Annotated in this window: 25 protein-coding genes; 13 read left to right on the top strand and 12 right to left on the bottom strand. The window is 69.3% G+C overall.

What is annotated here, in order from left to right:
• Nucleotides 1-60 precede the first annotated feature (60 nt).
• The gene (locus ACFKCF_RS51400) at nucleotides 61-369 is read left to right on the top strand and encodes an ArsR/SmtB family transcription factor (protein ID WP_394503376.1); all 309 of its coding nucleotides are present in this window, start codon (nucleotides 61-63) and stop codon (nucleotides 367-369) included.
• The gene (locus ACFKCF_RS51395; protein WP_394503374.1) at nucleotides 366-1,163 is read left to right on the top strand and encodes an SRPBCC family protein; all 798 of its coding nucleotides are present in this window, start codon (nucleotides 366-368) and stop codon (nucleotides 1,161-1,163) included. The genes ACFKCF_RS51400 and ACFKCF_RS51395 overlap by 4 nt, the downstream gene beginning before the upstream one ends.
• Before the next feature lie 56 nt (nucleotides 1,164-1,219).
• Here ACFKCF_RS51395 and ACFKCF_RS51390 read toward each other — a convergent pair whose 3' ends face one another.
• The 5 genes from ACFKCF_RS51390 to ACFKCF_RS51370 form a co-directional block, all read right to left on the bottom strand.
• Nucleotides 1,220-2,275, bottom strand: coding sequence for a DUF4037 domain-containing protein (locus ACFKCF_RS51390; RefSeq protein WP_394503372.1), 1,056 nt, complete (start codon nucleotides 2,273-2,275; stop codon nucleotides 1,220-1,222).
• A gap of 64 nt (nucleotides 2,276-2,339) precedes the next feature.
• Complete coding sequence (locus ACFKCF_RS51385; protein WP_394503370.1) at nucleotides 2,340-3,074, bottom strand: GNAT family N-acetyltransferase; 735 nt, start codon at nucleotides 3,072-3,074, stop codon at nucleotides 2,340-2,342.
• 16 nt (nucleotides 3,075-3,090) lie between these two features.
• Complete coding sequence (gene purB / locus ACFKCF_RS51380) at nucleotides 3,091-4,521, bottom strand: adenylosuccinate lyase (RefSeq protein ID WP_394503368.1); 1,431 nt, start codon at nucleotides 4,519-4,521, stop codon at nucleotides 3,091-3,093.
• Between the two features lie 61 nt (nucleotides 4,522-4,582).
• The gene (locus ACFKCF_RS51375) at nucleotides 4,583-6,973 is read right to left on the bottom strand and encodes an ATP-binding cassette domain-containing protein (protein WP_394503367.1); all 2,391 of its coding nucleotides are present in this window, start codon (nucleotides 6,971-6,973) and stop codon (nucleotides 4,583-4,585) included.
• A 127-nt stretch (nucleotides 6,974-7,100) separates the two neighbouring features.
• On the bottom strand, nucleotides 7,101-7,457 hold the full coding sequence (locus ACFKCF_RS51370) for a VOC family protein (RefSeq protein WP_394503366.1): 357 nt from the start codon (nucleotides 7,455-7,457) through the stop codon (nucleotides 7,101-7,103).
• A 170-nt stretch (nucleotides 7,458-7,627) separates the two neighbouring features.
• On the opposite strand from ACFKCF_RS51370, the gene ACFKCF_RS51365 reads away from it, so the two are divergent.
• The 3 genes from ACFKCF_RS51365 to ACFKCF_RS51355 all read left to right on the top strand — a co-directional run bounded on the left by ACFKCF_RS51365 (nucleotide 7,628) and on the right by ACFKCF_RS51355 (nucleotide 9,602).
• Complete coding sequence (locus ACFKCF_RS51365) at nucleotides 7,628-8,002, top strand: helix-turn-helix transcriptional regulator (protein WP_394503410.1); 375 nt, start codon at nucleotides 7,628-7,630, stop codon at nucleotides 8,000-8,002.
• Nucleotides 8,003-8,012: 10 nt separating this feature from the next.
• Nucleotides 8,013-8,429 (top strand): VOC family protein, encoded by a 417-nt coding sequence (locus ACFKCF_RS51360; protein ID WP_394503364.1) that lies wholly within the window; start codon nucleotides 8,013-8,015, stop codon nucleotides 8,427-8,429.
• Between the two features lie 144 nt (nucleotides 8,430-8,573).
• Nucleotides 8,574-9,602, top strand: a complete 1,029-nt coding sequence (locus ACFKCF_RS51355) for a methyltransferase (protein ID WP_394503362.1) — start codon at nucleotides 8,574-8,576, stop codon at nucleotides 9,600-9,602.
• Nucleotides 9,603-9,632: 30 nt separating this feature from the next.
• On the opposite strand, the gene ACFKCF_RS51350 is transcribed toward ACFKCF_RS51355, so the two are convergent.
• A complete protein-coding gene (locus ACFKCF_RS51350; RefSeq protein ID WP_394503360.1) occupies nucleotides 9,633-10,196 on the bottom strand; it encodes a dihydrofolate reductase family protein in 564 nt (187 codons plus the stop codon).
• A 590-nt stretch (nucleotides 10,197-10,786) separates the two neighbouring features.
• Between ACFKCF_RS51350 and mihF (ACFKCF_RS51345) the strand changes: the two genes are divergently transcribed.
• Nucleotides 10,787-11,179 (top strand): integration host factor, actinobacterial type, encoded by a 393-nt coding sequence (gene mihF / locus ACFKCF_RS51345; protein ID WP_394503408.1) that lies wholly within the window; start codon nucleotides 10,787-10,789, stop codon nucleotides 11,177-11,179.
• A gap of 578 nt (nucleotides 11,180-11,757) precedes the next feature.
• Here the strand turns inward: mihF (ACFKCF_RS51345) and ACFKCF_RS51340 are convergent.
• The 3 genes from ACFKCF_RS51340 to ACFKCF_RS51330 are packed head-to-tail and all read right to left on the bottom strand — an operon-like array spanning nucleotide 11,758 to nucleotide 15,135.
• Nucleotides 11,758-13,065 (bottom strand): NAD(P)/FAD-dependent oxidoreductase, encoded by a 1,308-nt coding sequence (locus tag ACFKCF_RS51340; protein ID WP_394503358.1) that lies wholly within the window; start codon nucleotides 13,063-13,065, stop codon nucleotides 11,758-11,760.
• A complete protein-coding gene (locus ACFKCF_RS51335; protein WP_394503356.1) occupies nucleotides 13,055-13,909 on the bottom strand; it encodes an alpha/beta hydrolase in 855 nt (284 codons plus the stop codon). Before ACFKCF_RS51335 ends, ACFKCF_RS51340 begins: the two co-directional genes overlap by 11 nt.
• Nucleotides 13,906-15,135, bottom strand: a complete 1,230-nt coding sequence (locus ACFKCF_RS51330; RefSeq protein WP_394503354.1) for an amidohydrolase family protein — start codon at nucleotides 15,133-15,135, stop codon at nucleotides 13,906-13,908. The genes ACFKCF_RS51335 and ACFKCF_RS51330 overlap by 4 nt, the downstream gene beginning before the upstream one ends.
• Before the next feature lie 92 nt (nucleotides 15,136-15,227).
• Between ACFKCF_RS51330 and ACFKCF_RS51325 the strand changes: the two genes are divergently transcribed.
• Nucleotides 15,228-15,881 carry a TetR/AcrR family transcriptional regulator gene (locus ACFKCF_RS51325; RefSeq protein WP_394503352.1) on the top strand — a complete coding sequence of 218 codons (654 nt, stop codon included), beginning with the start codon at nucleotides 15,228-15,230 and terminating at the stop codon, nucleotides 15,879-15,881.
• Here the strand turns inward: ACFKCF_RS51325 and ACFKCF_RS51320 are convergent.
• On the bottom strand, nucleotides 15,869-16,489 hold the full coding sequence (locus ACFKCF_RS51320) for a hypothetical protein (protein WP_394503350.1): 621 nt from the start codon (nucleotides 16,487-16,489) through the stop codon (nucleotides 15,869-15,871). The two genes, ACFKCF_RS51325 and ACFKCF_RS51320, sit on opposite strands and share 13 nt — an antisense overlap.
• Between ACFKCF_RS51320 and mihF (ACFKCF_RS51315) the strand changes: the two genes are divergently transcribed.
• Together mihF (ACFKCF_RS51315) and ACFKCF_RS51310 are read left to right on the top strand one after the other, a co-directional pair.
• Entirely contained in the window at nucleotides 16,458-16,955 is a 498-nt protein-coding gene (gene mihF / locus ACFKCF_RS51315; protein WP_394503348.1) for an integration host factor, actinobacterial type, read from the top strand. The two genes, ACFKCF_RS51320 and mihF (ACFKCF_RS51315), sit on opposite strands and share 32 nt — an antisense overlap.
• Before the next feature lie 177 nt (nucleotides 16,956-17,132).
• A complete protein-coding gene (locus ACFKCF_RS51310) occupies nucleotides 17,133-17,669 on the top strand; it encodes a hypothetical protein (RefSeq protein WP_394503346.1) in 537 nt (178 codons plus the stop codon).
• A 110-nt stretch (nucleotides 17,670-17,779) separates the two neighbouring features.
• On the opposite strand, the gene ACFKCF_RS51305 is transcribed toward ACFKCF_RS51310, so the two are convergent.
• Nucleotides 17,780-18,772: an alpha/beta fold hydrolase gene (locus ACFKCF_RS51305; protein WP_394503345.1), complete on the bottom strand. Its 993-nt coding sequence runs from the start codon at nucleotides 18,770-18,772 to the stop codon at nucleotides 17,780-17,782.
• Nucleotides 18,773-18,923: 151 nt separating this feature from the next.
• Nucleotides 18,924-19,502: an HAD family hydrolase gene (locus ACFKCF_RS51300; protein ID WP_394503343.1), complete on the bottom strand. Its 579-nt coding sequence runs from the start codon at nucleotides 19,500-19,502 to the stop codon at nucleotides 18,924-18,926.
• Between the two features lie 280 nt (nucleotides 19,503-19,782).
• Between ACFKCF_RS51300 and ACFKCF_RS51295 the strand changes: the two genes are divergently transcribed.
• The 4 genes from ACFKCF_RS51295 to ACFKCF_RS51280 are packed head-to-tail and all read left to right on the top strand — an operon-like array spanning nucleotide 19,783 to nucleotide 23,460.
• Entirely contained in the window at nucleotides 19,783-21,003 is a 1,221-nt protein-coding gene (locus tag ACFKCF_RS51295) for a riboflavin synthase (protein WP_394503341.1), read from the top strand.
• Nucleotides 21,000-21,758, top strand: a complete 759-nt coding sequence (locus ACFKCF_RS51290; protein ID WP_394503339.1) for a class I SAM-dependent methyltransferase — start codon at nucleotides 21,000-21,002, stop codon at nucleotides 21,756-21,758. Before ACFKCF_RS51295 ends, ACFKCF_RS51290 begins: the two co-directional genes overlap by 4 nt.
• A gap of 8 nt (nucleotides 21,759-21,766) precedes the next feature.
• Nucleotides 21,767-22,633, top strand: a complete 867-nt coding sequence (locus ACFKCF_RS51285; protein ID WP_394503337.1) for a class I SAM-dependent methyltransferase — start codon at nucleotides 21,767-21,769, stop codon at nucleotides 22,631-22,633.
• 2 nt (nucleotides 22,634-22,635) lie between these two features.
• Nucleotides 22,636-23,460, top strand: coding sequence for an amidohydrolase family protein (locus ACFKCF_RS51280; RefSeq protein ID WP_394503335.1), 825 nt, complete (start codon nucleotides 22,636-22,638; stop codon nucleotides 23,458-23,460).
• Nucleotides 23,461-23,524: the final 64 nt, after the last annotated feature.

Below are 23,524 nucleotides of genomic sequence, written 5' to 3'. Positions count from 1 at the left end.
CATCGAACGACCTATACATGCCCTTGCCGGTATATAGCCGAGCGGGTATATTAACGAGCCATGCGCTTCGACGTCCTCGCAGAACCCGCCCGACGCCACATCCTCGACCTCCTCCTCCAACGCCCCCGCCTCGTCAGCGAACTCACCACCCACCTCGGCCTCACCCAACCCGGCACCTCCAAACACCTCCGAGTCCTACGCGAAGCCGGCCTCGTCACCGTCCGCAAAGACGCCCAACGCCGCTGGTACGAACTCCGCCCCGCCCCCCTCGCCGAAATCGACGCCTGGCTCACCCCCTACCGCAAACTCTGGAACCACAGCCTCGACCGCCTCGAACACCACCTCGACACCATGGAAGACGACCGATGAACGAAAACCTCACCATCCACCCCGACGGCCGCACCACCCTGCGCATGCAACGCCGCCTCCCCCACCCACCCGAAAAAGTCTGGCGCGCCATCACCCAGCCCGAACACCTCGCCCACTGGTTCCCCGCACCCATCACCATCGACGGCGACCACATCACCTACGGCTTCGGACCCGACGGCCACATCACCGAGAACAACCCACCCCACACCTACGCCCACACCTGGGGCGACGACGAACTCCGCTGGGACATCCACCCCGACGGCCCCCACGCCAGCATCCTCACTCTCACCCACACCTTCACCGACCACCACGGCGCCGCCAGCTTCGCCTCCGGCTGGCACACCTGCCTCATGGCCCTGCTCCACACCCTCGACGAACGCCCCGTCCAGCAACCCGCCGACAAACAACCCGCCGCATTCGCCCGACTCCACGAGGACTACATCGCCATCCTCGGCCTCGCCCCCGCCACCGCCGAAAACGGCGACGTACGCGTCGAACGCCAGCTCACCCGCCCCGCCGAAGACGTCTGGCACCTGCTCAACGGCGACGACGCCACCCTCGGCGACCCCCCGCCCGCCCCCTTCACCGCACCCGGCCTCCCACCCGGGCCTGTCACCCGGGCCGAGAGTGCCAAACTCCTCGAATACGACACCCCGACCGGCCCCGTCCGCTGGGAGCTCACCGAGGGCACCGGTCAGGGCGCCCGGCTCATCGTCACCCACACCGGCGACACCACCACCCTCGACACCTGGCGCATCCACGTCGAGGAACTGGCCTCCTCTTTGGTGGATTAGTGGTTTTGAAGGGGTGAGCAGAGCGGTGCAACCACCCACGCCCTTTACAATGTAGATCAATAAGCGCCGAGGCCGAGCACCGCCGCCGTCACCGCCCGCGCCCGCCCCGGCGCTGTCACCAGGTCCGTCGAATCCGACAGCTGATCCACGCATCCCACCACCGGCAACCCCCTGATCACCGGGTCCGACACCGACTCCAGCAGCGCCTGCGCGAACCGGTCCCCGCCGATCACCTCGAACGGCCGGTCGAAGAACCCCCGTACCCGCTCATCCAGCCGCTCGGCCAGCGCCATGCGGTTCTGCAGCGCCGCCACCCGCGCGTACGCCCCCGACAGCCCCTCCTGCCGCTCCCGCCAGGAGCGCGCCGCCATCGCCGCCCCCAGGCACTCCCCCAGCTCCGTCGAGCCCGGCATGCGCGCCAGCGCGCTGCCGAGCCATTTCGCGTACGGCGGGTAGCGCCGCCGCAACAGCAGCGCCAGCCGCATCACCTCCCGCGCCAGCCGAGCCCCCACCACGGCCGAGCCCAGCTCATCGCCCACCTCGCCACACCGGCCAGGGAACGCCTCCTCCTGGGCGATCCGCCGCCACTGACACGCCAGCACGTACCGCCACACGTCCTCCGGATACCAGCGCAACGCCGCCCTGGCCGCCTCCAGCCCGCTTCCGGGAGCGGCGGTCTCCAGCCCGTCGTGGAACACCTCGCCCCGCGTCACCTCGGCCAGGCTCTGCCACGGCGCCGACAGCCAGTCCAGCAGCGACACCCCCTCGCGCGGATCGAAACCCAGCCGTTCCACCAGCCACGACCCCAGGTCCGTCACCGCCACCCCGGGCTGCACGCTGCCGTGGTAGCCGAACACCGTCGGAAAACCGCCGAAACGCTCCGGCAGGCCCGCCGCCACCCGAGCCCGCACCTCGGGCGCCGTCCCGGGCGCCACGAACACCAGCACCCGCGGCCCCCAGTCATGATCGGCCGAGCGGGCCGTGTCGAACTCCAGCACCTCCGACCCCGGCCCGATCAACGCGGCGCTGTGCGGGACCCCGGACACCAAAGGCGCCACCACCTCGCCGTAGAAGGCGCGGGACAACTCAATACCAGGTACAAAATCGGACATCACGCCGTCAACTCTGCCCCAGCGCCGCCCGAACCTCACCCGATTTTCCCGGCGCCCGCGCGGGTCACCCGGCGACGTGAGAGGCCATCACCCGCCGGCGCCGGTAGCCGATCCGCTCATAGACCGTGCCGGCCGCCACGTTGCCGTCGTCGACCATCAGCGCCGCCCGCCCGTAGACGGCCAGCAGCTGCGCCGACACCCACCGGCACACCCGATCGGCCAGCCCCCGCCCGCGCATTCCCGCCTTCGTCGCCACCCCGGCCAGCAGCCCCACGCTGGGCGCCGACCAGGCATCGGCCGCCACCGCCGCCAGCTCACCGCCGACGCGCACCCCGGCCCACCTCCGCACCCCGGCGATGCCGGGCACCGCATAGGAGTCGGGCGCGTCGGCCGCCAGCAGCGCCGCGACCTCGCCCGCGGCCTCCGGCTCCAGCCACCCCACCCCGCTGGGGACGGGGCCGTCCAGCGCCGGCAGGCTCATCCAGGAGAACGTCCCGGACTCGCGCAGGCCGTCCAGCTTGGCCGTCACCTCGCGTACCAGCTCCAGCTCCCCGAACGGCCGGTAGGAGGGCCCCACCTCGGCCAGCGCGTGCCGGACCAGCTCCACCGCGTCCGAGGCCGCACCCCACACGCCCAGCCGGTCGCGGCGCGAGGCGCCCGGGCCGGCGGCCACCACCGCCCCGCCGAGCGCCCACGCCCGCGCGCCGCCACGCAGCCCCTGCGCCGCCCACACCAGCAGGTCGTCGTCACCGCACGCGGCACGCACCTCGGCGTCGTCGCGTAACTCCCGTATCGTCACAGCTGGCCGCAGCTCGCTACAGGATGGCGCCGGGCCGGTAGGCCGCCGCCTCCGGATGCGCCGTCACAACCTCGCCCACCTGCCGGGTCACGGCCTCCACCTGATCGGCCGCCGCCCCGGTGAACGACACCTGGTCGGCCAGCAGCCCCTCCAGCCGGGCGCGGTCCAGCGGGAAGCGGGTGTCGGCCGCCAGCAGATCGAGCAGCTCGTTGCCGGCGCCGCGCGAGCGCATCGCCAGCGCCGCACCCACCGCGTGCTCCTTGATCAGCTCGTGCCCCGTCTCCCGGCCCACCCCGGCCCGCACCGCCGCCATGAGCATCTTCGTCGTGGCCAGGAACGGCAGATAACGCTCCAGCTCGGCGGCGATGACCGCCGGGAAGGCACCGAACTCGTCCAGCACCGTCAGCATCGTCTCCACCAGCCCGTCGAAGGCGAAGAACGCGTCCGGCAGCGCCACCCGGCGCACCACCGAGCACGACACGTCGCCCTCGTTCCACTGGTCACCCGCCAGCTCGCCCGCCATCGAGGCATAACCCCGCAGCACCACGGCCAGGCCGTTGACGCGCTCGCAGGAGCGGGTGTTCATCTTGTGGGGCATCGCCGACGAGCCGACCTGCCCCTCCTTGAACCCCTCGGTGACCAGCTCGTGCCCGGCCATCAGCCGGATCGTCTTGGCCAGCGACGACGGCGCCGCCGCCAGCTGCACCAGCGCCGTCACCACCTCGAAGTCCAGCGAACGGGGATAAACCTGCCCCACGCTGGTGAAGCGGTGCGCGAACCCCAGGTGCGCGGCCACCTTCTCCTCCAGCTCGGCCAGCTTGCCCCGATCGCCGCCCAGCAGATCGAGCATGTCCTGCGCGGTGCCCACCGGCCCCTTGATCCCGCGCAGCGGGTAGCGGCCGATCAGCTCCTCCAGCCGCCGGTAGGCCACCAGCAGCTCATCGGCCGCCGACGCGAAACGCTTGCCCAGCGTGGTCGCCTGCGCCGCCACATTGTGCGAACGCCCGGCGACCACCGTGGTCTTGTGCTCCTCGGCCAGCGTCGCCAGACGCGCCAGCAACGCCACCACCCGGTCACGCACCAGCAGCAGGCTGTCACGGATCTGCAGCTGCTCGACGTTCTCGGTCAGGTCGCGCGAGGTCATCCCCTTGTGCACCTGCTCGTGCCCGGCCAGCGCGTTGAACTCCTCGATACGCGCCTTCACGTCGTGCCGCGTCACCCGCTCACGCGCCGCGATCGAGTCGACGTCGACCTGCTCGACCACCTTCTCGTAGTCGTCGACCGCGCCCTGCGGGACCGTCACCCCCAACTCGGCCTGCGCCCGCAGCACCGCCAGCCACAACCGCCGCTCAGCGATGATCTTGTATTCGGGGGACCACAGGCGGGCCAGCTCCGGCGAGGCATAACGCGAGGCCAGGACATTCGGGATACGCGGCTTGGACGTCACGTCGGACAAGTCTATTCACACGCCCGCGCCCGCACGGCACCAGGCCACGCGAGCGCCGCGATCACGCTCCGACATAGGCCGCCAGGTGCTCACCGGTGAGGGTGGAGCGGGCGGCGACGAGGTCGGCGGGCGTGCCCTCGAACACGATCCGGCCGCCGTCGTGACCGGCGCCCGGGCCCAGATCGATGATCCAGTCGGCGTGCGCCATGACCGCCTGGTGGTGCTCGATGACGATGACCGACTTGCCGGCGTCGACCAGCCGGTCCAGCAGGCCGAGCAGCTGCTCGACGTCGGCCAGGTGCAGGCCGGTGGTCGGCTCGTCCAGGACGTACACGCCGCCCTTGTCGGCCATGCGGGTGGCCAGCTTGAGCCGCTGCCGCTCCCCGCCCGACAGCGTGGTGAGGGGCTGGCCCAGGCTCAGGTAGCCGAGCCCGACGTCGGCGAGCCGGCCGAGGATGGCGTGCGCGGCCGGAGTGCGCGCCTCACCCGCGCCGAAGAACTCCTCGGCCTCGGCCACCGGCATCGCCAGCACCTCGCTGATGTCGCGGCCGCCGAGGTGGTGCTCCAGCACCGAGGCCTGGAACCGCTTGCCGTCGCACTCCTCGCAGAGCGTGGAGACGCCGGCCATCATGGCCAGGTCGGTGAAGATGACGCCGGCGCCGTTGCAGGCCGGGCAGGCGCCCTCGGAGTTGGCACTGAACAGCGCCGGCTTCACACCGTTGGCCTTGGCGAACGCCTTGCGGATCGGGTCGAGCAGGCCGGTGTAGGTCGCCGGATTGCTGCGCCGCGAGCCGCGGATCGCGCTCTGGTCGATCGACACCACCCCCGCCCCGGCGGGGATCGACCCGTGCACCAGCGAGCTCTTGCCGGAGCCGGCGACGCCGGTGACGACGGTCAGCACCCCGAGGGGGATGTCGACGTCGACATCGCGCAGGTTGTTCGCGCTCGCGCCGCGGATCTCCAGCGTGCCGGTGGGCTTGCGCACGCTCTCCTTCAGGGCGGCCCGGTCGTCGAGGTGGCGCCCGGTGACGGTGCCGCTGGCCCGCAGGCCCTCGACGGTGCCCTCGAAACAGACGGTGCCGCCCGCCGTACCGGCGCCGGGGCCGAGGTCGACGACGTGGTCGGCGATCGCGATCGCCTCCGGCTTGTGCTCCACGACGAGCACTGTGTTGCCCTTGTCCCGCAGGCGCCGCAGCAGGTCGTTCATCCGCTGGATGTCATGGGGGTGCAGGCCGATGGTGGGCTCGTCGAAGACGTAGGTGGTGTCGGTGAGCGAGGACCCGAGGTGGCGGATCATCTTGACGCGCTGCGCCTCGCCGCCCGACAGCGTGCCCGCCGGCCGCTCGAGCGACAGGTAGCCCAATCCGATCTCCACGAACGACTCCAGCGTCCGCAGCAGCGTCGCCAGCAGCGGCGCCACCGACGGCTCGTCGAGGCCGCGAATCCACTCGGCCAGGTCGCTGATCTGCATCGCGCACGCGTCGGCGATGCTGACCCCGTTGATCCGCGAGGAGCGGGCCGCCTCGCTGAGCCGGGTTCCGTCGCACTCGGGGCAGGTGGTGAAGGTGACCGCCCGGTCCACGAACTCCCGGATGTGCGGCTGCATCGCCTCCCGGTCCTTCGACAGGAACGACTTCTGGATCTTGGGGATCAGTCCCTCGAAGGTGAGGTTGACACCCTCGACCTTGACCTTGGTCGGCTCCCGGTACAGGAAGTCCTGCATCTCCTTCTTGGTGAAGTCGCGGATCGGCTTGTCCGGGTCCAGCAGGCCCGACTCGGCGTAGACCCGTACGGTGAAGAAGCTGTCGGACTTCCAGCCGGGAATGGTGAACGCGCCCTCGGCCAGCGACTTGGAGTCGTCGTAGAGCTGGGTGAGATCGATGTCGGAGACCGCGCCCCGGCCTTCGCAGCGCGTGCACATGCCGCCGGTGCGGGTGAAGGTCTGCACCTCCGTCTTCTTGGCGCCGCGCTCGACGGTGATCGCGCCGCTCGCCCGTACCGAGGGGACGTTGAAGGAGAAGGCGTTGGGCGAGCCGATGTGCGGCTGCCCGAGCCGGCTGAACAGGATGCGCAGCATCGCGTTGGCGTCGGTCGCGGTGCCGACCGTGGAGCGGGGGTCGGCGCCCATGCGCTGCTGGTCCACGATGATCGCGGTGGTCAGCCCCTCCAGCACGTCGACCTCGGGCCGCGCCAGCGTCGGCATGAAGCCCTGCACGAAGGTGCTGTAGGTCTCATTGATCATCCGCTGCGACTCCGCGGCGATCGTGTTGAACACCAGCGAGCTCTTGCCCGAGCCGGACACGCCGGTGAACACCGTCAGCCGGCGCTTCGGGATCTCGATGCTGACGTCCTTGAGGTTGTTCTCGCGTGCGCCGTGCACGCGGATCAGATCGTGGCTGTCGGCGACGTGCGGCGCAGGCGACTGCGGGTCCGTGCTCGTGGCCTTGCTCATCGTGTCTCCATCTGTGGGGCAGGACCGCTTTCGCGGTCTCCGTCGGCGTCGCCTGGCTCGATCCGACCAGTTTCGAGCATTATGTCGGGGTTTTCTGGCGTCAGTACGGTCGGCAGAGGCCCGGCACTCACCGGTCCTGAAGCAGCCCCAGGACGTTGCCGTCGGGGTCGGTGAAGGTGGCCACCAGACGACCGCCACCCACGTCGCGCACGGGATCCTTCACGGTGGCCCCGGCGGCGGTCACCTCGGCCAGCTTCGCCTCGATGTCCGCCACGTGCCAGTAGGCCACCGGCGAGGTCATCGCCTGCGGCCCACCGCCCGGCACCAGCCCGATGTGCTGGCCCTCGGCCTCGAAACCGACGTAGTACGACTCGTCGGCCTGCGGCGCGACGCCCAGCAGCGCGGCGTACACCGCCTTCGCCTTCGCCAGATCCGACACCGGATGCAGCACCGTCGTGATCCCCTGGGTGGAAGAGCCGGTCATGGTCACTCCTGTTCGAAAAGATGAGGTGTGTGCCGGTCACGCTAGCCGCAGGCCACCGAAACCCGCTTCTCCATTCCTGACCGGTCGCACCCCGGATGCTGTGAGAAACTGACGAGGTGAGACGGCAGGACCTCGACGATCTCGTCCGGCTGCGGCGGGCGCGCGACCGGATGGACCGCGACTACGCCGAGCCCCTCGACGTCCCGGCCCTGGCCCGCGACGCCCTGATGTCCCCGGGCCACTTCTCCCGCAGCTTCCGCGCCGCCTTCGGCGAGACCCCCTACAGCTACCTGATGACCCGCCGCATCGAGCGGGCCAAAGCACTCCTGCGACGCGGCGACCTGTCCGTCACCGAGGTCTGCTTCGCGGTCGGCTGTACGTCACTCGGGTCGTTCAGCACCCGCTTCACCCAGCTGGTCGGCGAGAGCCCCAGCGCCTACCGGGCCCGCGACCACGACCGCGCCGCCGACATCCCCGCCTGCATGGCCAAGATCTACACGCGACCGGTCAGGAACGGAGAAGCGGGCCCCACCGCTCCCCCGTAGGGTGAAGTGCATGGACATCAAGCTCTCCACCTGCTTCATCGCCGTCGACGACCACGACAAGGCGCTCGCCTTCTACCGCGACGTACTCGGCCTCGAGGTACGCAACGACGTCGGATACGAGGGGATGCGCTGGGTGACCGTCGGGTCACCCTCCCAACCGGACGTGGACATCGTCCTCGAACCACCACTCGCCGACCCCAACGCCTCACCCGCCGACAAACAGGTCATGGCCGAGCTGATGGCCAAAGGCCTGCTGCGCGGCATCATCTTCACGACCGACGACTGCGACGCCACCTTCGAGCGCATCAGCTCCGCCGGCGGCGAGGTGCTGCAGGAGCCGATGGACCAGTTCTACGGCGTCCGCGACTGCGCCTTCCGCGACCCCGCCGGCAACATGCTGCGCTTCAACCAGACCCTCCCCAAGTAAGCCCCGCGCGCGGCCTCACCAGCTCCGGACAGTCGACCGCGGCGCGTCCGTGTCGTAGGGGATCTTTTCTGGCTGGTAGGTGAGTTCTCTTCACCCCGCCACCTTTACAATGTAGATTCATAAATTGAGGTGCATCATAGGCAGATGACGCGTGACGACGCTGCCCTGGACGGGGCCGCCGCATGGCGGGCCCTGACGCCGCTGATGGACCTGATGACGCCCATGGCGCTGCGGGTGGCCGTGACCTTGCGATTGCCCGATCTGGTGGACGAGGACGGCTCGGACCTCCACGACCTCGCCACCCGGGCCGGCGCCGACCCCGACGCGCTGGCCCGGGTGCTGCGCCACCTGGTCGGCCGCGGCGTGTTCACCGAGCCCCGCCCCGGCACGTTCGCGGCGAACGGGACGGCCGCCCTGCTGCGCCGGGACCACCCGTCCGCGGCGTGGCGGTGGCTGGACCTGGACGGGTTCGGCGGCCGGATGGACCTGGCCTTCACCGGCCTGCAGGACACCGTGCGGACCGGCCTGCCCGCCTGGCCGGCGGTGTTCGGGGCGCCGTTCTGGGACTACCTCGACGCCAACCCCGAGCTGAGCGCCTCCTTCGACGCGACGATGGCGGCCAACGCCGGGGGCCGCGAAGTGGCGGAGGGCTACGACTGGCCGGCGCTGACCCGGGTCGCCGACGTCGGCGGCGGCACCGGAAAGCTGCTGGCCGAACTGCTGCTGCGCCACGACGGCCTGCACGGTGTGCTCATCGACCTGCCGGACACCGTCTCCCGCGCGCGTCAGTTCCTGGCCGAGCGCGGGCTGGCCGACCGGTGCGAGACCGTCGCGCGGAGCTTCTTCGACGAACTGCCCGCCGGCGCGGACGCGTACGTGCTCAACCGGGTGCTGCACGACTGGGCCGACGCCGAGGCGACCGCCATCCTGCGCCGCTGCGCCGCCGCGGCGGGCCCGCGCGGCCGCGTGCTGATCCTCGAATCGCCCAGCACCTCGGAGGTCGATCCGGCCATGTTCGCGGAGATGAACCTGCGGATGCTGGTCCTGACCGGCGGCCGGGAACGGACCGTCGACGACTACCGGACCCTGGCCGCGGCCGCCGGGCTACGGGTCGCCACCGTGCACGACATCCGGCCGTGGCACTCCGTCATCGAGTGCCTCCCCACCACCTGACGACGGCCCGTCGCAGAGTGGTCGGTTGGGTCAGGCGCGCTTCGGTTCGTAGCGCAGGGCGGTGATCCCGCAGTCGAACGGCCGGGCCGCCACCGGCCGCAACCGCCTGTAGTCGCCGGCCCCGCCGAACACCGGCATTCCGGCGCCGATGGCCACCGGGTTGACGAACAGGTGCAGCTCGTCGAGCAACCCCTGGGCGATCAGGCTCGACACCAGCGTGCCGCCGCCGTAGGCGATCAGGTCGCCGCCCGGCCGGGCCTTGAGCCCGTTGACGATCTCGGCGAGATCACCGCCCGCGACCACGGCGTTCTCCCACGGCGACTCGGTGAGGGTGTTGGAGATGACGACCTTGGGCGTGTTGTTCATCTTGTCGATGGACTTCTGGTCCTCGCCCTCGGGCCCGGCCGCCCACGCCGGGATGAACCCCTCGGCGAGCTTACGGCCCAGCACGATGCAGTCGACGGGGCCGGTGAGCTCGTCGATGTAGGCGTTGATGTCGTCGGTCCACGGGAAGGACAGCCAGTCCATCTCACCGTTCGGGCCCGCCATGTAGCCGTCGACGGTCATCTGGACCTGCAGTTTGAACGTGCGCACGAGGTGCTTCCTTCCGCGCTGAAGGGGCGTTGATCGAGAGCGTATCCGCTCAGACCAGGCACCCGTCCTCGCCGCGGTCGTGGAGCCCGGCCGCGCCTTCCACGATGCGCCGGTAGTCGGGGCACTGGGTGAAGTCGTCCGCCGTGCACCGCATGAGGTGCTCGATCAAAGCCGTGGGGCTCGGGTCCTCGCCACTGGCCGTTCCGGTGCAGGTAGGCCCTCTCGGGATGCGGATGCAGGTGTTCGCCCGCGAGGTGTCGGAGAGTGCGCCGGGGCCTCCGGGAGATCGGCAAGGGAGGAACGCCCGGTTGTCCACCTGCACTTCGGACCGTCAGTTTGCTTGGGATTTCCGCACCGTCGTGTCCTCTGAGCTGGGGATTGTGCGCTGTCACCGTTGTCGGGCCAGGGGGTGAAACGCTCCCCGGATGATGGACCGGCTTTTGGCCGCCACATCGATCGTGTCGGGTGCGGTGGTGGGGTCGGACACCATGAGGCTGGTGGCCAGCGCGCGGCCGTCGGCGGTGCGGGCGAGGTAGGCGTGCGAGTAGGAGCGGTACGGCGAACCGGGTTTGCTGTCACATCTGTTGACAGTGCTCCATGATGGAGGCCGACACCCTCGCCGTCCACAGGGCGTGGCAAGGGATAGCCGATGTGCGAGGAGGCCATCTGTGGCGGTACCGACGTTGACTCCTGGGCAGCGGGCCATGGCGGTGGTCAAGGCCGCCGAGGCGCGCAAGGCCCGCAGTGAGCTGTTGGCCGCGGTCCGAGCCGGGACCGTCACGGTGGCCGAAGTGTTGGCCCGGGCGGAGGAGGAGACTCTTGTCAAGAAGACGAGGGTCGTTCAGGTGCTGCGAGCGATGCCTGGTTATGGTCCGGCGCAGGTCGCCGCGCTGATGGCGATCTGCGGGGTCGAGGTGAAGCGCCGGGTTGGCGGCCTGGAGCAGGCGCAGCGCGAGCGGTTGCTCACCACGCTTGCGCGGTAGGTGCGGATCCTGCGTCCGGGTCGTCCTGATGAGGGGGTTACAGGACCTGGTGTTCAAGGTGACATCGCCGAGGTGGCGGGCAATGTCGCGGGCCGGCCAGGCGCGGTTGGGGTCTTGGTGGAGGAGGGCCAGGACCTGTTGTTGTCTGCGGCGGTCGGCCGCGGCGATGGGCCGCTCGTCTCGTGACGCGACAGGCAGCGCGGGTGGGGGTGGCAGGAGGGTGATCTCAAGGCCGGTGATGGTGCGGCTGTGATCGGGCCTGCCGTCGTTGAGCCGTTCGTTGTAACGGGAGATGGGCGATTTGACCTTGCGGGTGCTGACTCGCGGGCGGCGGGGTGGCAGCAGCCCAGAAACCTTAACTACCTGGCCTTGGGGGAAGTCCCGAACACGTTCGCCGCAGTGCGACTGCTGCCCGTGGGCGCTTCTGACCTTGTCGCCGGGCAAGGTCCTGCACCGGCTATGGCTCCTCATGGATCTCCACTGCGGACGGTCCTGGACGCGCCACAACCGACACCGTACGGATTCAGCCGACGAATCCCAGGCGGATGACATCAGTGGAGAGATGTCAAGAAGGCGCATCAGCCCAGAACTGTGCCCGAGTTCTCGGTGCCGCGGGGACGCTTGCGGGAGAACGCCGAAAGGTCTATGGCCAGGCCGGTGTGCTCGCCGACGAATCGTACCGGCCGTTCGTCGTGATCTACGCCGTTCTCGGTCTGTTCGATGATCGCGGCGAGGAACTTGCCGACGACCGGCGCGTTCTTGAACTGGTTGCCGCTCGTCCCCATGGCGACGTAGAACCCGTCCAGCTCCGTACGGTCGTAAATCGGCGTCCAGTCGTCGGCGACGTCGTAGACTCCCACGACCCCGCGAGCCCGATTCGGTATCTCCAACGCCGGTAGCCGTCGCGCAGCCCTCGTCACCTGGGCCTCGAACACCGCCGTCGTCGGATGCGCGGTGACGGCATCCGGGTCGTCCACCCACTGCAGCGGGTCGCATTCCGGTTCCGTACCACCCACCAGCAGTCCCCCGCCGGCCTCACCGCGCAGGTAGATACCCAGGTCCATGTCCGCGACGCAGATCCCGGCGCGGTTGTCGGCGCCGAAACCCGCGGGGGCCGCGACGTGCGCGACCTCCTGCCGTAACGGCCGGCATCCCACGGTGAAGTCGGCTCCGACCGAGGCCAGCTCGTTGATGCGGGTCGACCATGGGCCTGCGGCGTTGACCACCACGCCGCAGGGGATCCTGCTCCCGTCCGCGAGTGTCATCGCGGTGACCCGGCCATGAGCCCGCTCGATCCCGCGCACCGACGTATGGAACCGGAACTCGGCACCGTGTGCCCGCGCGGCGGCGGCCAGATTCTGCGCCGCCAGTTGCGGATCGTTCACGAACCCCGCATCAGGTGTGTACACGGCACCCAGCGTGGTTTCGGTCTCGGCCCAGAACTCGTCGTCGTCGATTCGTTTCGGTGGCCAGTACCTGCCGACGTCGATACCCAGGATCCGCTCCGACAGGTCCGCACTCGTCCACTCCTCGAACGGGATACCCGCGTTCCGGAACAACGGCAGGTACACCGACCGAGGAGCCACGTCCACGTCCAGCATCGCCATCCCGCACCGTACGTACCGAGCCAACGGCCCGACGTCGCGGCCAAGGTGCTCCGCCCACGACCTCCAGCCGAAGTGCGCCTCCCAGGCGGTGGCGACGCCCGCGGCGGTGGAGAAGTTGAACCGCACCACCGCGCTGGACGCGCTCGTGGAGCCGTGGCCGGCGCCCCCGGCCTTGTCGACCACCGTCACCTGCCAGCCACGGCGGGCGAGTTCCAAGGCGACCGACGCGCCGATCACCCCCGACCCGATCACCACGACATCCGTGCGCTTACCGGGCACGGCAGGTCCTGAGATAACTGAGGAACGAGGCCTGCAGGCCGGTCACGTGCGTTTCGTGCATGAGTGCGCTGGTGACGGATCCGCTGCGTGAGGTGAGGCGGTGAAGGAACGTGGCCGCGTTCTTCGCGAGATTCTGGTAGACCGCCACGTCTCCGAGGATCTCTCGGTCGTTGAAGGTCACGTGAAGCTTGGTAGCAGGCAGGGTGTCACCCATCGCTTGAAGACGAGCGAAGACCTGACTGTCTGCACCCACAATGCCGGGGCTGCCCGCGCCGATGCTCTCGAAGAAGGTGCTATTGGTGAGCCAGGCGTAGAGACTGAAGAGTCCGCCGTAGGAATAGCCGAAGAGGCCGTGACCGCTCGGGGCTGTGCCGTAGTCGCGTTCGATCCGCGGGTGTAGGTCGTCGGTAAGGAAGTTCAGGAACATATCCCCGCGGCTGTCGCTCAATTCAGCGAGGTAGGCGTCGGCTTGCTCGCGAGTCATCGTGCCCGCTTCGATCCCCATCTCCACCGCATCGATGTACTCCTTCGCGATGGGTTCGCCGGGGGGCACGAGGTCGCGGTTGCGCAACCGCTCCCAGTGCTCTGCCTCCTCGCCTGCGTAACCCACGCTGACTTGGACGTAGGGCTGAATCGACTGCATGGGGTCCAGTTGCGTGACGATGAGTGGGGCGGTCATGCCCACGGCCCAATTGCCGTCGAGCACGTACACGACAGGCGCTTGCGCCGCGGCAGGGTCGTAGCGCGGTGGCGTGGTGACCCAGACGCCGTAGTCGTGCCCACCGCTGGAGCGCATCTCGAAGTAGTCGGTGTGGGCGAGGCAGCCCTGCCACATGGTGCTCATCTGAGGTCCTTTACGATTTGGCCAGCCTGGATTACGAGGACGGCGCTGGTGGGGTCGGAGAACAGTTCTGGGTCTTCGAGCGGGTTGCCGTTCCAAAGAACGAGGTCTGCCTGCGCGCCGGGAGTGATGACACCCACCTGGCCGGACAGGCCGAGGATCTCGGCGTTGGTCTGGGTCGCCGCCACGAGCGCTTCCATCGGCGTCTCGAGGGCTGCGCGGAGGCTGAGTTCTTTGCCGCGACGGTCCTGAGCCGGACCGATGAGATCGGAACCCAGCCCGATCCGCACTCCGGCCTCCTTGGCGACAGCGAGCGCCTCGGTCATCCGCTCACGGACACCCAGCACACGATCGCGGACCGGCTCGCCGAGGCCGGCTTCCGCGGGGTCGTGCAGCAGTCGCTCGACGACGGCGAACGTGGGCACAAGGGCGACCCCGCGCGTGGCCATCAAGGTGGCCGTGGGCTCATCGAGGTCGGTGCCGTGCTCGACACAGCGCGCCCCGGCCTCGACCGCGTTCCGAATGCCCTCATTGTTGTGGGCGTGAACCGTCACGTAAGTGCCCCGTGCCGCGGCTTCCTGCACAGCGACGGCGATCTCCTCCACGGTGAACTGGGTGTCGGTCAGCCGGTCGTGAGCGCTGACCACTCCCCCGGTCACACAGAGCTTCAGGAAGGAGGCTCCGCGGCGGAAGGCCTCACGTACGTTGCCTCGCAGCTCGTCCGCGTTGCCCGACATCATGGACAGGGCACACAGACCCGGAAGGTGATGGCCGCTCCACAGCTCGGTGGGTTCCCAGTCGGCTCCGTAGTAGCCGTGCCCACCGATCTGGCACTGCACCGGTCCGCACGACAGGACGCGCGGTCCCCTGACCTTGCCCTTCGCGATCGTGGTGACGACGCCACCGTCGATCCCGCCGGTGTCCCGGACGGTCGTGAAGCCGGCGTCGAGCGCTGCGCCGGCCGTGGCGAAGATGTCCGCCGCGATCTCGGCGGCACTGATCTGGAACGAGAACTGCGGCTGGATCGGGCTCGACAGGCCCAGGTGAACGTGCGCGTCGATCAGGCCGGGCGTCATCGTCAGTCCCCCGGCGTCGAGCCGCTCGCCGGGTTCGCCACCGGAGGCCCCGAGCTGGGTGATCCGCCCGTCTTCGACGGTGACGTCGACGTCTATGGGATCGCGCCCCGTCCCGTCGGCGACCGCCGCGCCGACCACCTGCAAACGTCCCACGAGTCGTTCCCTCCGCCGTCGCGAGCTGACTGCGACCATGTACGAAGCAACACGGGCCGCCAGAAATCTTTTCCAATGGATAAACTGTAGGAGTGATCCTGTCAACCACGGAACGCAAAGGCGACGCACGCGAGCGCCTCCTGGCCCGGCTCCTCGACACCTTCGACGAGGCCCTTCCCTCACCGGAGGTGTCGCTCCGCGAGATCGCCGCCCGGACCGAGACCAGCCACGCCCTCCTGCGATACCACTTCGGGTCACTCCCGGGCGTCCTGGCGGCCATGCTCAAGGCACAGCGATCTCGTGACAACGAGGCCCTTTTCGCAGCCGCCCAGCAGGGCACCTTCGCCAACCTCGTTGTGGCGATCTGGCGGACCTACACCCGCCCGGAGCAGTTGTCGCGTGTCCGCGGCTTCTTCCACGTCGTAGGACTGGCCGCGTACAGGCCGGAGGACTTCCGCGAGTTCATCGACTCGCTCGACGACCTGACCAAAATGCTGGCCTCACTCGCGGAACGCGAAGGGCACGACACCGGGGAAGCGCTGAACATGGCCACCGTCGCCGTTGCCGCGATCCGCGGCCTGCTCTTACAGGAAGTCCTGACTCCAGGAGTCCACTCGGAGGACGCCGTCGACTTGATCCTGCGCATGCTCCCCGGCAACGCGGCCGGTGTTCATTCAGGCGATGGAGTACGCCCGCCCCCTCAAGCAGGCCGTCCCGCACCGGCGCGTGATCGTCATGGTGCATGAGATGAAGCGAACTTCGATCTGGGCACCAACCGGCCGCACGCGCCAGGCTGGCCCGGCTGCTGGTGGTCGATCCGGTCACCCGGCGCAGCGAGTACGACGGCCTGAAGGACGTGGCGCAGGCCGCATCCCTGGGCAAGTTCAAAGCACGCCTGGCGTTCTTGCAGAACCTGGACGCGCTCGGCCCGACAGAGAAGTGGCTGGAGGCTATCCCGCCGGGGAAGGTCGCGCATTTCGCGGGCGAAGCGCGAGTAACCGACGTCGCCGGCCTGCGCAAGGTACTGGATGAGGACAAGCGGCTCACTTTGATCGTTAGCCTCTTGCACACGGTGCGGACCGGGGTCCGCGACGACGTGGTGACGATGTTCTGCAAGCGGATGGCCGCGATCCACAAGAGGGGCCGCGACCAGCCGGAAACGCTGCGGGAGACGCACCGTGCCGAGTCCGAACGGCTCCTGGGCGTGTTCGGCGACGTCCTGGACGGCGTCCGCGAGGCCATGACCTCCGTGGAACAGCAGAACAGTGAGGACGGTGCCGACGCCGCCGTGGACACACCGGACAAGCGATGGCCAGGAGGCGGTGACCGAGCGGGCGGGCCGGTTGGTGCTCAAGGCCCTGGACCAAGCCGGAGGTCTGGAGGCGCTCAAGACTGCGCACGAGGCGGTTTCGGCCCATCACGGCAACAACTACCTGCCGCTGCTGGACCAGCACTACCGCTCGCACCGCTCAGCGGTGTTCACCTTGGTGGAGTCGATTGACCTGGAGTCGACCAACGCCGAGCGCAGCGTTCTGGACGCGGAGCAGCGTGCGAAGGCGTTGGCGAAGGAGGCCGAGGCGCGTACGGCGCGTCGGGCGCTGTTGGCGGAGGTGCCCTCCGGTGCGGTGAGTGTGGCGGAGGTGTTCGAGCGCCGCGGGCACGATCTGGTCGGCAGGACCCGGGTGGTTCAGGTCCTGCGGGCCGTTCCCGGGCATGGGCCGGCCAGAGTCGCGGCGTTGATGGCCATCTCCGGGGTGGCGGAGAAACAGCGTGTTGGCGCGCTGAACGAGCAGCAGCGCGAGCGACTTCTGCGGGCTTGATCAGCTGACAGCGCCGGGACTGATCGCGTGCGCTATCGCAGCTCCGCGTGCGGGTGGGGTTGATTCTGCAGGCGATGGCGAAGTTCGGCCTCCTGCGCCGTCAGCGCCTGGCCCGGGCGTCGGATGCGGGCCGGGCGGAGTCGGGGGATGTCTTCGCCCTGCAGGAGGGCGAAGTCGGTGTGGGCCGCCTCGATGGCTTCGGTAGGCCTGGGTTTTCTCATGCTCGGCCAGGGCCCGGTAGATGCTGGCCAGGGAGGGATTCTCGCCCTTGCGTTTGCCGGTGGGGATGATCAGGTCTTTGCGGATCTCCTCAATGCGTTCCCCGGCGGCCTTGCGGCACAGCACGGTGTGCAGCATGTCGTCGGTGATCACGACGGGGCGGCCGCCGTGCTTGCCCTGGCGTGCGGCGGCGTCCAAGCCTTCAAGGGTGGCTTCGCGGATGGCTTCGCGCTCTACGTGGAGGGCATGGTGATGGCCGAGGGTGTGCCATTCGCCTTCGATCACGCCTGGTGCATCATCGCCGCGAGCGACCGCGTCATCGAGTCCACCCTGCCAGACGGGATGGGCCTGGCTTATCTCGGTATTGCGCTAACCGACCACTACCGGCGCGCCCAGCAGTCACGGCGTGGCCTGGACGCCGTCATCACCGGCGGCGGCATCAACTTGGCAGACAACGCCGACGCGCTGCGCGGCGGGCTTCCCGATGACGCCTGACTGCGCACCGCCTGCGGCATCGGCTGGGGCGTGTCCCCCGACCATGGAGCGACGCTCGCGGTCATCGGCACGCTGATCGCTTACCCGCCCAGCAGCGCGTGGGCAACTGGTCATCGTGAGTCGGTGAAGAAGGTCTGGAGGTGGCGGTTGACCGGTTCCGGGCAGTCCAGCTGAGGGGCGTGGCCGCAGCCATCCAAGATCACGAGCTCTTCGTTCGTGAGCAGCTCGGCGAAACGGTGGGCGCGCTCGACAGGCTGGATGGTGTCCTGCTTGCCCCACAGCACCAGCGTCGGGGTCTTGGTGGCGGGGAGGGCGGCTTCGGTGAGCGCCCAGTCCAGACGGCGTTCCAGTAGGTAGGTGGCACGGATGTTGTCATGGAAGGTCATCGGCGCCCACCACTCGTCCAGGAGCTGCTCGGTGACGCGCTGCTTGTTGACCATCATGCCCTCGGCCAGGCTGCGGACCGTGGACTTGCCGGTGGACAGCTTGACGGCCAGCTCGCCGATGACAGGAATCTTGAGGGATTCCCACATCAAGGTCCCCGGCAGGTCTAGCCCGGTGGCGTCCAGCAGGGCGAGCTTGGTGACGCGGTCGGGGTGGCGCTGGGCGAAGGCCAGGGCCCAGCCGCCGCTCCAGGAGTTGCCGGCCAGGGCGGCCTGCCGTATTCCAAGGCTGTCCATGAACGCGCCGACGGCAGCGACCATGGCATCCAGGTCGAAGGCGAAGCCGGCGTCCTTCAACTGGGTGTAGCCCTGGCCGGGAAGGTCGACCGCGTACACGGTGTGGTCGCGGGCCAGTATGCCAAGTTGGTCCTTCCAGCCGATGACCGAGGTGCCGCCGGGCGAGAGCAAGATCACCGGTGTGCCGGATCCGGCTTGGATGTAGTGGAAGCGGGCGATCGGGGTGTCGGCGTAGCGGGAGCCGGCCTGGGCCAGGTACGGCGAGCGGAATGCGCGGCCTTCCTCGGCCGGCTGCCAGCCGTACGCGCCGAACAGCAGTGCGGCCATCAGCAGCGCGAGCGCAGCCGCCAACCAGTGGCGCCAGCGCCGCTTGCGCGCCGGCTGGGCGGTGGTGCTCTGAGGTGTGCTGTCCAGGCGAGCCATGGTGACCCCTTACTTGGTCGGGGAGGTGTGCATACACCTGGACGGGCGAGTGGGAGCAACCGTGACAGCCGCGGCACGTGATCCGGCTCACACAGAGCTGCGGGACGCTGGAAGGATCATCTCTACGTGCCGGCCCGCGACCAGGCCACCGCTAAGTCAGTGCCGCAGCGAGATCTGCCACCGTTCGGTAGTGGACAGCGGTCATGCCCAGCGATCTGGCCGCCTCCACGTTCTCCAGTCGGTCGTCGATGAACAGGCAACGCTCTGGCGCGGTGCCGGCGACCTCTGCGGCGATCTCGTAAATGCGCTGGTCAGGCTTGGCCACCCCGACCCGGGCGCTGCTGACCACGGCGTCGGCGAAGTGGGTGAGTCCGACGCGGGCCAGATGCTCATCCAAGGTGTCCGTGGCGTTGGTCACCAGCACCACCGGCACCCGCTCCTGCGCTTTCGCCAGCAGCGCCCTGACGCCCTCGTCCACGGTGAACGGTACGGCGATGAACTCGGCGACCGCGCGCCTTGCCCGTTCGTCTCCGCCCAGAGCCACGACGACGGACTCCGCCCACTCCTCCTCGCTGATCAGGCCGAGTGTGGCCGGGCCGATGAGGGCGGGGTCGAAGGCGGTCCGCATCAGCGGCAGCCCGTAACGGGCCTCGATCTCGGCCTGAACGGCATGGTCGAACTGGCGGAGCACGCCGTCAAGGTCGCAGAGCACTGCGTCGTAGGGCATCATGGCCCTCTATTGTGCGGGGTGTAATGGTCCCCTGGTCGGGGTGGTGCGCCGATCGGGCTCGCCCAACCGTTGATCTTGCCGACGGGTGGGTGATATAGGTGGATCGGTGCGATTCCAAGGTGCGGCGGTGACAGCCCGCCGGTTCCGCCGGTAGCGGTGGTACGACTCGGTGTGATTCCGGGCCACGCGGTGAGACCCCGCCACCTCTCGGGCCCAGCTCAGGCCCCTGATTCTTCGCGCGGCGAGGATCGTCCTCTCCGCTGTCGAGAGGTGGTGTCGCATGTTCACCGGGCACATCCAGGAAATCGGAACGGTGATGGCCGTCGACCAAGCTCGTATCGCGGTCAGAGCGCCCAAGGCCGCCGCGAGCGCGCTGGGTTCGATCTGCCTGAACGGCGTCGGGCTGATGATCGTCCAGACCAAGCCCGAGACGGACGTACTGGAAGCCAGGCTCACGGCCGAGACCCGCCGCAGATCGACCCTCGACCAGATTCCGCCCGGCACGCGGGTCAACGTGGAGGCGCCGTTGGCTCTGGGCGACCCACTGGGTGGTCACCTGGTCCAGGGTGCCGTGGACGCCGTGGGCAAGGTCGTGAGAATCGACGACGAGGGAACCTCACGGCGGTTGTGGATCAAGCCGCCGGAGCGTTTTCTCCCGCTGGTCGCCCCCAAGGGACAGATCGCGGTCGACGGCGTCAGCCTGACCGTCGCCGAGGTGTCCCGCGACCGGTTCTCGGTGGTGCTGATCCCCATGACGTTGCAGGCCACCACGCTGGCGGAGCTGTCGGCCGGCGATCGCGTGAACCTGGAGCCCGACCTGCTCACCCGCCTGGTGCGGCGCTGGCCGTCGGACCCGGGGCGTGCGGTGGGCGCGGTGGTCGCGGCGCTGCCGTGGGCGGGACGGGTCTCGGGCGGGCAAGGCGTGCAGAAGGCGCTGGCGCAACTCGCGTCCGGGGGAGCTGTGGTGATCTGGGATCCCGACCGGGAGGGCGAGGGCGACGTGGTGTTCGCAGGTGCCCGGTTGCGCCCGGAAGCGTTCACCTTTCTGCTCACCCAGGTCTGCGGTCATCCGACCGTGCCGTGCGCGCCCGAGGTCCTGGACCGTCTGGAGATCGGGTCCATCCCCGGGCCCGGTGATCGGCATGGTACCCGGCCGCACGTTCCGGTGGATCTGGTCGCAGGGACCGGCACCGGGGTGTCGGCGGCCGAACGCGCCGCGACCGTACGCCGCCTGGCCCATCCGGAGTCCAGACCGTCCGACTTCCTCCGGCCGGGGCATGTCTTCCCGCTGGCCGCCCGCCCTGGAGGTCTCGCCGAACGAGCCGGTCACACCGAGGCCACCGTCGCCATGTGCGTGGCGGCCGGGCTACCGCCCGTCGGGGTGTGCTGTGAGGTCATGAACCCCGACGGAACCATGGCCAAGGCCACCGACCTCGAGATCACCGCCCTGCGCTGGGGTCTGCCGCTCCTCGACGTGGACGACCTGAGGAAGCACCTGTGATCACGGCGGGTCGCGACCTGTACGACGATCCCCGCTTCTTCGAGGGCTACCGCCGGCTCAGGGATTCCGGTGCCGGGATCAACGACGCCATTGAAATCCCGGCCATGAGCCGCATGCTCCCTCCCGTGGCGGGCGCCGCGGTCGTCGATTTGGGCTGCGGGACCGGCGCGCTCGCCCGCCGACTGGCCGACGCGGGAGCGGCGCACGTCGTGGCGGTGGACTCCTCCCAGCGGATGCTGGCGCTGGCCGACCCGCATCCGCGGGTTCGCTACCTGCGCGCTGACCTGGACGAGCTCACGCTGCCCCCGCGTTCCGCCGACCTGGTCGTCAGTAGCCTCGTCCTGCACTACGTCGCCGACTACCCGGGGTTGGTCCGGCGCGTCGCGCACTGGCTGCGGCTGGGTGGACGGTTCGTCTTCTCGATCGAACACCCGATCTGCACCGCCGCCGATCCGATGACCGGCTGGCGGAGAACCGGCGAGGGCAGGGTCTGGCCGGTTGACGACTATGCCTCGGAAGGGCGTCGGAGGCAGAATTGGATCGTCGAGGGCGTGGAGAAACACCACAGGCAGATGGCCACGCTGATCGGCTGCCTGCTCGATGCCGGTCTGGAGCTGACCGGCATCGACGAACCCGTTCCCGGCCCCGCCGCTCTCCAGATCCATCCTCACCTGGCTGAACATCTCAGACGTCCGCCGCTGCTGGTGCTGGGGGCCCGCCGCGGGCACGTCGATCCCGCCGGCGGAGAGGAGTAACGAGGGTCGTGAACGCCACCCCATACCAGACGATCGGCTTCGGCTACTCCCGCCACCGGCGCCCTGACCCGCGCATCGCCGGCCAGATCGACCAGGCCCTGGGCTCCGCCGAAACGGTGATCAATGTAGGCGCCGGAACTGGCTCCTACGAGCCCCGCAGTCGGCAGGTCACCGCCGTGGAGCCGTCCACGGTGATGATTCGCCAGCGTCCCCCCGGCTCAGCGCCGGTCATCCGGGGATACGCCGAGACCCTCCCCTTCCGTGACAAGTCGTTCGACGCCGCGATGGCCATCCTCACCGTCCACCATTGGACCGACGCCGCCGCCGGCCTCGCCGAGCTGCGCCGGGTGTCCGGCCGGCAGATCGTCCTTACCTGGGACCCAGCCGTCACCGCACGATTCTGGCTGGTCGAGGAATACCTCCCGCAGGTCGCCGAAACCGACGCCGGACTCGCTTCTCTCGACATTGTCCAGACCTGGTTCCGGCGCGACGGCGCACGGGTGAGCGTCGTCCCCGTGCCGGTGGCCGCCGACTGCACCGACGGATTCCTGGGCGCGTACTGGCGACGCGCGCACTGCTACCTCGACCCCCGGGTTCGCGCCGCCATCTCCGCGCTGGCGAACCTTGACCAGCACCTTGTCGAGCGCGCGATGCGACGCCTCGAGATCGACCTCGCCACCCGACGCTGGCATGAACGCCACCAGGGCCTCCTCGACACCGACACCCTCGACCTCGGCTACCGCCTCGTCACGGCCGACCCACCCACCCGCACCGATCAGCCGGACACGAGCAGCACCGTTGCCGTGCGGAGGCCCGCCGCCCAAGCGGACTTGCCGGGCTGGACAGCCGACCACATCGACGGGAACGGGGGATAGCCGTGCCGATCATCGACGCCTGGGCGCAACACCCGACGCAGCGCTTCCTCCAGGACGACATGTTCAACTCGCTGCGCCGCTGGCGCGGCACGTCGATCCCGGCCGAGCAGCCGCCGGTCTCGGCCACGCTCGCCGCCATGGACGGGGCGTGCGTCGACCTCGCCCTGATCAGCGCCTGGTACGGCCCGCAAGGCGTGTTGATCTCCAACGACGAGGTGGCCGCCTTCGTCGCCGAGGCCCCCTACCGCCTGGCCGGCGTGGCCTCCGTCGACCTGCGCAAACCCATGCCCGCCCTTCGCGAGCTCCGGCGCGCGGTCACGGAGCTGGGGTTCAAGGCGCTGCGCGTCCTGCCCTGGCTGTGGGAACTGCCACCGGACGACCGCCGCTACTACCCCCTGTACGCCGAGTGCGTCGAACTTGGCGTCCCGTTCTGCACCCAGGTCGGGCACACCGGCCCGCTACGGCCCTCTGAGCCGGGCCGGCCGATTCCCTACCTCGATCGGGTCGCCCTCGACTTCCCCGAGCTGACCATCGTCGCCGGGCACATCGGCTACCCCTGGACCACCGAGATGATCGCGGTAGCGACCAAACATCCCAATGTCTACATCGACACCTCCGCCTACACCGTCCGCCGGTACCCCGCCGAGCTGATCGCCTACCTCAAGGCTCACGGCCGGACCAAGGTACTGTTCGGCACCAACCATCCGATGATCACACCGGCCAAGGCGCTCGACGGGCTGGACCAGCTCGAACTGGACGACGAGGTACGCGAGCTGTTCCTGCACGGCAACGCCCAGCGGGTCTTCAACCTGGAGCGCTACCGATGACACGGACCATCTGCGGGAGAGCAACTGCTTGATACAGGGGGTCGGTGTCCGCGGAGGATTGAGG

The organism is Nonomuraea sp. JJY05 (assembly GCF_043496855.1).
Taxonomy (GTDB): Bacteria; Actinomycetota; Actinomycetes; order Streptosporangiales; family Streptosporangiaceae; genus Nonomuraea.
This window is presented reverse-complemented; position numbering and strand designations above follow the sequence as displayed.

What these genes read in the sequence shown, in the direction of transcription:
- ACFKCF_RS51400 (WP_394503376.1), top strand. Translation starts at nt 61, where the DNA reads ATGCGCTTCGACGTCCTCGCAGAACCCGCCCGACGCCACATCCTCGAC.
- ACFKCF_RS51395 (WP_394503374.1), top strand. Translation starts at nt 366, where the DNA reads ATGAACGAAAACCTCACCATCCACCCCGACGGCCGCACCACCCTGCGC.
- ACFKCF_RS51390 (WP_394503372.1), bottom strand. Translation starts at nt 2,275, where the DNA reads ATGTCCGATTTTGTACCTGGTATTGAGTTGTCCCGCGCCTTCTACGGC.
- ACFKCF_RS51375 (WP_394503367.1), bottom strand. Translation starts at nt 6,973, where the DNA reads ATGAGCAAGGCCACGAGCACGGACCCGCAGTCGCCTGCGCCGCACGTC.
- ACFKCF_RS51370 (WP_394503366.1), bottom strand. Translation starts at nt 7,457, where the DNA reads ATGACCGGCTCTTCCACCCAGGGGATCACGACGGTGCTGCATCCGGTG.
- ACFKCF_RS51365 (WP_394503410.1), top strand. Translation starts at nt 7,628, where the DNA reads ATGGACCGCGACTACGCCGAGCCCCTCGACGTCCCGGCCCTGGCCCGC.
- ACFKCF_RS51360 (WP_394503364.1), top strand. Translation starts at nt 8,013, where the DNA reads ATGGACATCAAGCTCTCCACCTGCTTCATCGCCGTCGACGACCACGAC.
- ACFKCF_RS51355 (WP_394503362.1), top strand. Translation starts at nt 8,574, where the DNA reads ATGACGCGTGACGACGCTGCCCTGGACGGGGCCGCCGCATGGCGGGCC.
- ACFKCF_RS51335 (WP_394503356.1), bottom strand. Translation starts at nt 13,909, where the DNA reads ATGAGCACCATGTGGCAGGGCTGCCTCGCCCACACCGACTACTTCGAG.
- ACFKCF_RS51305 (WP_394503345.1), bottom strand. Translation starts at nt 18,772, where the DNA reads ATGGCTCGCCTGGACAGCACACCTCAGAGCACCACCGCCCAGCCGGCG.
- ACFKCF_RS51300 (WP_394503343.1), bottom strand. Translation starts at nt 19,502, where the DNA reads ATGATGCCCTACGACGCAGTGCTCTGCGACCTTGACGGCGTGCTCCGC.
- ACFKCF_RS51295 (WP_394503341.1), top strand. Translation starts at nt 19,783, where the DNA reads ATGTTCACCGGGCACATCCAGGAAATCGGAACGGTGATGGCCGTCGAC.